Raw genomic sequence first — 6,330 nt, forward strand, 5'->3', positions numbered from 1 at the left:
AGACGGTTGCTAAAAAAGTACCTCAGCAAAAATGCCGATGCAAAGCAGGCGTGAGTGTATTTGTGCAATGCTAAGGCACGAGTTTGATCAGGGCTCAGTGAATAAGGAAAGAAGTCGAACCCAATGCCAATCCACAACAAGCCAAGCCGTAGCAGTGCTTCTGATAGCGAGACACCTCAACACGAGGCAACGGAGACTTCCGCTGGCCCTCACAGAGGTGCTGCAGGTTCTGGAACGGATGCCACTGTAGCAACACAAAGCCGCCGTCAATTCCCCCTAAAAAAGACTTTATTGGCGACCAGCTTAACGGGCATCTTGGCGGGCGTGGCGTTAACTGTGTGGATTGTGAATACCCAGGCTGAAAAACTGATTATGCAGGTGGCAAACTTTGCCCTCGTAGGCATGGACAGCGAACTGATTGACATTGAATTAGGGAAAAGTCAGTTAGAACATTGGCGCATTACTTCTGCCAATCTTAGGGTGCATGACAGCCATATCACGCTTAATGATGTGAGTATCCAGCTAAAACTTGACTGGCCGCAGAGCTTTGCCGAGCTGAAACAGTTCAGCCAAATTGCTTACCTCACTCAAAAAATCACCCAAATCTCCACAGGTGATATTGAAGTCGAGTTAGGGCAATCGCTATTTTTACCCAATCGAAATGCCATCGATGAACAAGGCCCCGCCTTGGCCTTAGATATCAAATCGTTACCCCTCATCGATATCGGTAAAACCAGCCTTATTCTCAAAGCTCACCATCTCGACACCCAAAATGATTTACCCGCCTATCGTTTGGTGATGGACAAGTTGAGCCTTAACGGCGCGGGGGAAATCAACAGCGAGTTTAGCCACGCAGGTGAAAGCATCGCCACACTTAAAGCCACACTCGCCGCCCAACAGTGGCAATTGGCAAGTCAAATTGCACTCGCGCCGCTGCTTGCGAGCTTGCATCAAATCAGCCTGAGGCAAACGCAAGACAGTGTGCTGAGTCCGTTATCGGAACTTGATAAAGAATGGCAAGCGTTAGCGATCGATCTACAAGGTCAATTAGTGTCCGACAGCCGTATTACATTAACTTCGGGCGAGCTTATCAGCCAGCACCAGTTAATTGACCCTAAGCTGACCTTTAATCAGTTGGCGGCGCTAGAACTTGCGCCTAAACCTGAGCTCGCATTTAAGATTGCTGGGCATTTAGCCGAACTTGACCTAAGCCTTGAGCCCTTGACCTTAGCCTTGACTCCCAATGCAGCGCAGCAACAGCGATTGATGCAGCTGCTCGATGAGACGCTGGCTAAACCTTTAACTCAGCCTCCATCCAACTCGGCAGCCAAGCCCGCTTCGGAGCAAGCGCCGGAACAAGTTGCAAGTCAAACAGCAGGTCAAATCGCTAAGCTGCTATCTGGGCTCAAAAGCACAGATGCACCAGTGGGGATCGCGCTGACATTAAGTGAAGCCCTGCATTATCCGCTGACTCAAATCCAGCTAGATGCACAGAGTCAACCGCTTAAGAATGAGCCGCTTGATAATAAGCCGCTTAGGTTCAAACTTCCCCGAATTGAGCTAAAAACCTTAGGCAGTAAACTCGATACCCAAATCGATTTGGCCAATGTTGAAGTGGTCAAGTCCGCCGAAGCGCTGTCCTTCCAAACAGATTGGCGCCTTAACGCTAAACAAACCAGCTCACTGCAATTATCTGAATTGTGGGCGAATACGCCCCAAGATCTCAGCTGGAATAGCAGCCAGTTAACCACTGCGGGCAGATTGAGCTTTAATCGGACACCAAGCTCAACCGACTGGCAATTCATTACCACGCCTATCGGCGCTGCCACCCAAACACAGCAAAATGCCGGCGACACGCTGCAGTTCACTGTGGGCGAGCTTAAACAGCTCAGCGCTCAAGATAACAATGCGGCTAAACATGCCGATGTGAGCCTTGGCAGTATCACAATAAACGCCCTTGCGCCGCTTACCGTCAGCTCGCAGCGCAACTCAAATACCAGCTCAAGTATCAGTTCAGCACAAACTTCTGTGCCCGCGTCCGATATTGCACACCAATTCACACTTGCCTTACCGCCTTTGACCTTGGCTCTGGAGCAGCTGCATTTTTCGCAAACCACACAGACGGTTGTTACTGAAACAGCTGCTGTTGATACAAAAAAGGCTGAAACGACTGCTGTTGAAACGAAAGTGACAGAAGCTAGCGCTGAAAAAAGCACAAACACGAGCATCACAACTAAAACTGACATGAGCGCGGGCAGTTTCTCGATTGCATTCCAAAAAGCCATGTCATTTGAATTTAAGCCCGAGGTCGAAGCCCCACTCGACTCGCTGCTCACAGCCACTTGGCAAAATCAACTCGAATGGCAAGCCAATCAGCTCAATATCGAAAAGCAGCTCAGCAGCAAAGGTCGAAGCCGTAAAGAAACCGTACTTAAGCTAGATAAGTTAACGCTGGCACAAAGCTTAAATTGGAAAAATAACACGCTCTTTGGTGATGAACACTGGCAAGTGGGCACAGTTGAGCTGCAAAGCCAACACAAGCTGAACCTTGCCACTGCAAGCAAACCTTTAGTGCTGACGGGTCAATGGGTTGTCGACACTAGCATGACCGAGGCGCTGTCCTTGCTCAATCAAACCCAGCCCTTGCCTGCTGAGCTTAATGTCACGGGTCACAACCAATTACAGGCACAGTTTAATTTAACCCAACAGCGCGATCAGACCCAATTTGCCATGCAAATTACCCAGTCGATGACCGAACTTGAAGGTTTTTATAAGGACACCACCTTTGAGGGAGGAAAACTGCAGGCGCAATGTGAGTTTACTTGGGGTCAATCTTATAAAAAAGAGTCTCATAAAAAACCGCAGGATAAAGGCTATTTTAGCAGTCTCAGTAAGCTCAATTGTCCGCAGATACTGATGACCTTTAACCTGTTTGATCCTGGCTTTCCACTGACCGATATCGAAGTGGAAGCCGATATCGCCCTTGGTAAAGATGCCGAGAAACTGCCCGACAATTGGATACAGCAACTCACAGGCTTAAGTGATACCGATGTTTCCATGACCGCCAAAGGCAAAGTACTCAGCGGTCAGTTCCTGCTGCCAGAATTTAATCTGAAATTACAGGATAAATCCCATGCGTATCTGCTGCTGCAGGCCATGAGTCTGGAAGAGGTTCTGCGCATTCAACCGCAAATTGGCGTCTATGCCGATGGCATATTCGATGGCGTATTACCCGTCGATTTAATCAACGGCAAAGTCTCGATCACAGGCGGTCAATTAGCCGCCCGTGCCCCCGGTGGCTTAATCGCCATTTCGGGTAATCCCGCGGTTGAACAAATGCGCCAATCTCAGCCATACCTAGATTTTGTCTTTTCGACGCTAGAACACTTACAATACAGTCAATTATCAAGCAGCTTTGACATGGACCAAGCTGGTGATGCTAAGCTACTCGTCGAAGTGAAAGGCCGCAGCCAAGGGGTTGAACGTCCTATTCACTTGAATTACTCTCATGAAGAGAACATGCTGCAATTATTTAGAAGTCTGCAAATTGGTAATGACTTGCAGGACAGAATCGAAAAATCAGTGAAGTAACAAGGAAACCTCAGTGAAGATAATTCAATTACAGCAAGTTAGCCTAGGTGCCCGACGCGCGCTTGTCGCATTGTTCGCACTCGCCGCATTGCAGGGCTGTGCGCCCACAGTAAAAATAGAACCGCCGGATAAACCTATCGTTATCAATCTCAATGTGAAAATTGAACATGAGATACGGATCAAAGTGGATAAGGAATTAGATCAACTCCTGTCAGACGATAAGCTGTTCTAATTGATTAAGAATTGAGGAATCACCATGAAATCAATCCGACTAAAAACAAAGTTATTATTGCTATTAACCCTCAGCGTCTTAAGCCTCAGTGCTTTTGCCATGTCACTTCAAGACGCTAAATCACAGGGCTATTTAGGCGAACAAGCCAACGGCTACTTGGGATTAGTGCAAGCCAATCCCGAAGCCAAAGCCGTGATGGATGACGTGAATAACAAACGTCGCGCCCACTACGAAACCATCGCCAAGAAGAACAAACTCTCCCCCGCCGACGTCGCTAAACTCGCCGGCGAAAAAGCCATAGCCGCCACAGATAAAGGCAACTATGTGCAAGATGCCAAAGGCAAATGGATTAAAAAATAATCCGCTTTTAAAGCGCTCTAGCGCATAAAAGCAAAACGAATAGACATAAACAAAACGCCTGCAATAGCTGGCGTTTTTGTTGGTGGTCGATAAAGGGAATGATTTGCTGGCCAATACCTTTGAACGAGGATCTAGATTTTAGATTGTTTGATGGAGTTTAGTTAAGCACAGTCATTCCAGTGACTCGCAGCAAGTACATCCGTGTATGCTCGACCGTGACATCCCTGTCACGGACGGTCACTTCCATGACAGTGCTTAATCTCATCGGCCCCGGCGTAAACTGGGTAACCAAATTTAACAATGGGTGACTTATTAAATTATTATCTGAATTCTGGGGCTACATTCCAATAAGCCGAAGAAAATTGGTGAGGATTACAGGCAACGCGATCTCCGCTGACCATACGTTCTTGCCATTCTTGAACCTTTTGCTCAGTTGTGCAGTACGCACCAGACAAACCAAGCAGTGTATTTTGACATTCTGTAAGGCCATCAGGTGTCAATCTGTAACCACCCAGCACCTCAATTAGCCACCGCTTTTCAATCCAATACTTTAAAGCTGTATCGCTATTAGCCAGCAAAAATAGTAAGAGGTCACGATTCATAATCACTGTGGAAAGTTGTGAGTTATTCTGCGCAACGCGAAATGCGGCAATTGTTAATGCCCGAACCTCCTTATTCTTGGTTCCTGTTAAGCCCATTTCCTCCGCATGTGCGTTGCTCGTGGGGTAAGAATTCGAACGGTGTAAAGTAACGTCATTTTGCAATGGGAAGATTGCTGTCATTTGTTTGTCCTATTCTTGCCTAATGCCCGCTTAAGTGGTTAGCAACGCTACCACGATACTCAATTATTACACCGTAAACACAAAAACCAAATCAAAGACCGAGCGTTGCGAATCCGTCTTGAAGCGTTTGTTGAACGAAGCCGCTTTGCGGCAGGAACAAGATAAAGCCATCCTTTTGCCCCTCATCCTAAATACTTGCTAGACGCGCCCAGCTTCGGTCGCAAACCTAGGAGTATCATCATGGACATTCACGAACAACAACGCTTTGATTTACTTTATGAACAACATCTTACCAACTTAACCTTGCAAGGCAAGCGGCCTGCAACCATTGATGCCTATAGCCGAGCTATACGCCGTATTGCGGCATATTTTGACTGCTGCCCCGATACCCTGACCACCGATGATTTAAAGCGCTATTTTGCCGACTTAATTGCCTCACATTCATGGAGCGCCGTCAAACTCGACCGTAACGGCTTGCAGTTTTTCTACTTTCACGTCCTCAATAAATCTTGGCAGTGGCTTAATATTGTTAAGCCTCCACAGGTGAAACACCTGCCCGATATCCTGACGCCCTGCGAAGTCGCGATAGTTATCAGCCTCACGCGTCAACTGCGTTATCAGGTCTGTTTCTTAACCCTGTACAGCATGGGATTGCGCCTTGGTGAAGCGATTTCATTACAGGTCGGGGATATTGATGCAGGACTCATGCAGGTGCATATCCGTGATGCTAAAGGTGGCAAGGATAGACTGGTGCCTTTACCTCAACGCACCTTGTTAGCCTTACGCTATTATTGGCGCACCCACCGTCATCCTCGTTGGCTATTTCCGGGTAAAGATAATCAACCTGATTCACTCATGGACAGAGGCGGGCTCCAAAAAGCCATGAAGCAAGTCATTTTAGAGTGCAACATTCATAAAGCCATCAGCCCGCACAGTCTACGCCACAGTTATGCCACCCATTTACTGGAGCAAGGACTCGATTTGCGCTCAGTGCAAACACTGCTTGGCCATCACAGCCTGAATACCACCGCCCGTTACACGCGGCTCACTGATATCACCCGTAAAAATACCTGTGAGGCAATTAACCAACTGACCAACGACTTAGCTTTGAGGTGGGAGTGTGGGTTATGAGCCAGTTTATCGATATTTTACGCCAACATCTGGCGGATTTTCGGCGGCGTTATGCCCATCAAATCACCCCAGAAATACATGCTGCTATCCATGCCATGCTCAGCTGTCGTTGCAACACGGCGAGGGTGAGTTGCTGGGATTGTCAAACCTGCGAGCAACAGCTTGAGTTTCCGCTCTCTTGCGGTCATCGCAGTTGCCCACAGTGCCAACATGGCACAACATGTGACTGGCTTG

Annotated in this window: 6 protein-coding genes; 5 read left to right on the plus strand and 1 reads right to left on the minus strand. The window is 47.8% G+C overall.

Translation table 11 applies throughout. The features are described 5' to 3' along the window. The first annotated feature begins 123 nt into the window (after positions 1-123). From NE536_RS22180 to NE536_RS22190, 3 genes are read left to right on the plus strand one after another with little or no spacing between them, the layout of a single operon-like run. The gene (locus NE536_RS22180) at positions 124-3,591 is read left to right on the plus strand and encodes an intermembrane phospholipid transport YdbH family protein (RefSeq protein WP_261274039.1); all 3,468 of its coding nucleotides are present in this window, start codon (positions 124-126) and stop codon (positions 3,589-3,591) included. Positions 3,592-3,604: 13 nt separating this feature from the next. Next, positions 3,605-3,823, plus strand: a complete 219-nt coding sequence (locus NE536_RS22185; RefSeq protein WP_012587505.1) for a YnbE family lipoprotein — start codon at positions 3,605-3,607, stop codon at positions 3,821-3,823. Between the two features lie 24 nt (positions 3,824-3,847). Next, the gene (locus tag NE536_RS22190) at positions 3,848-4,183 is read left to right on the plus strand and encodes a YdbL family probable chaperone protein (protein ID WP_006081899.1); all 336 of its coding nucleotides are present in this window, start codon (positions 3,848-3,850) and stop codon (positions 4,181-4,183) included. Positions 4,184-4,503: 320 nt separating this feature from the next. Here the strand turns inward: NE536_RS22190 and NE536_RS22195 are convergent, their stop codons facing one another. Then, the gene (locus NE536_RS22195) at positions 4,504-4,965 is read right to left on the minus strand and encodes a hypothetical protein (protein WP_261274040.1); all 462 of its coding nucleotides are present in this window, start codon (positions 4,963-4,965) and stop codon (positions 4,504-4,506) included. 240 nt (positions 4,966-5,205) lie between these two features. Here NE536_RS22195 and NE536_RS22200 point away from each other — a divergent pair, with 240 nt between their 5' ends. Together NE536_RS22200 and NE536_RS22205 are read left to right on the plus strand one after the other, a co-directional pair. Then, complete coding sequence (locus NE536_RS22200; protein ID WP_261274041.1) at positions 5,206-6,096, plus strand: tyrosine-type recombinase/integrase; 891 nt, start codon at positions 5,206-5,208, stop codon at positions 6,094-6,096. Continuing rightward, a partial coding sequence (locus NE536_RS22205; RefSeq protein ID WP_261274042.1) for a transposase zinc-binding domain-containing protein occupies positions 6,093-6,330 on the plus strand: 238 nt, incomplete at its 3' end. The genes NE536_RS22200 and NE536_RS22205, both read left to right, overlap by 4 nt.

The organism is Shewanella septentrionalis, assembly GCF_025370265.1.
Classification (GTDB): Bacteria; Pseudomonadota; Gammaproteobacteria; order Enterobacterales; family Shewanellaceae; genus Shewanella; species Shewanella hafniensis.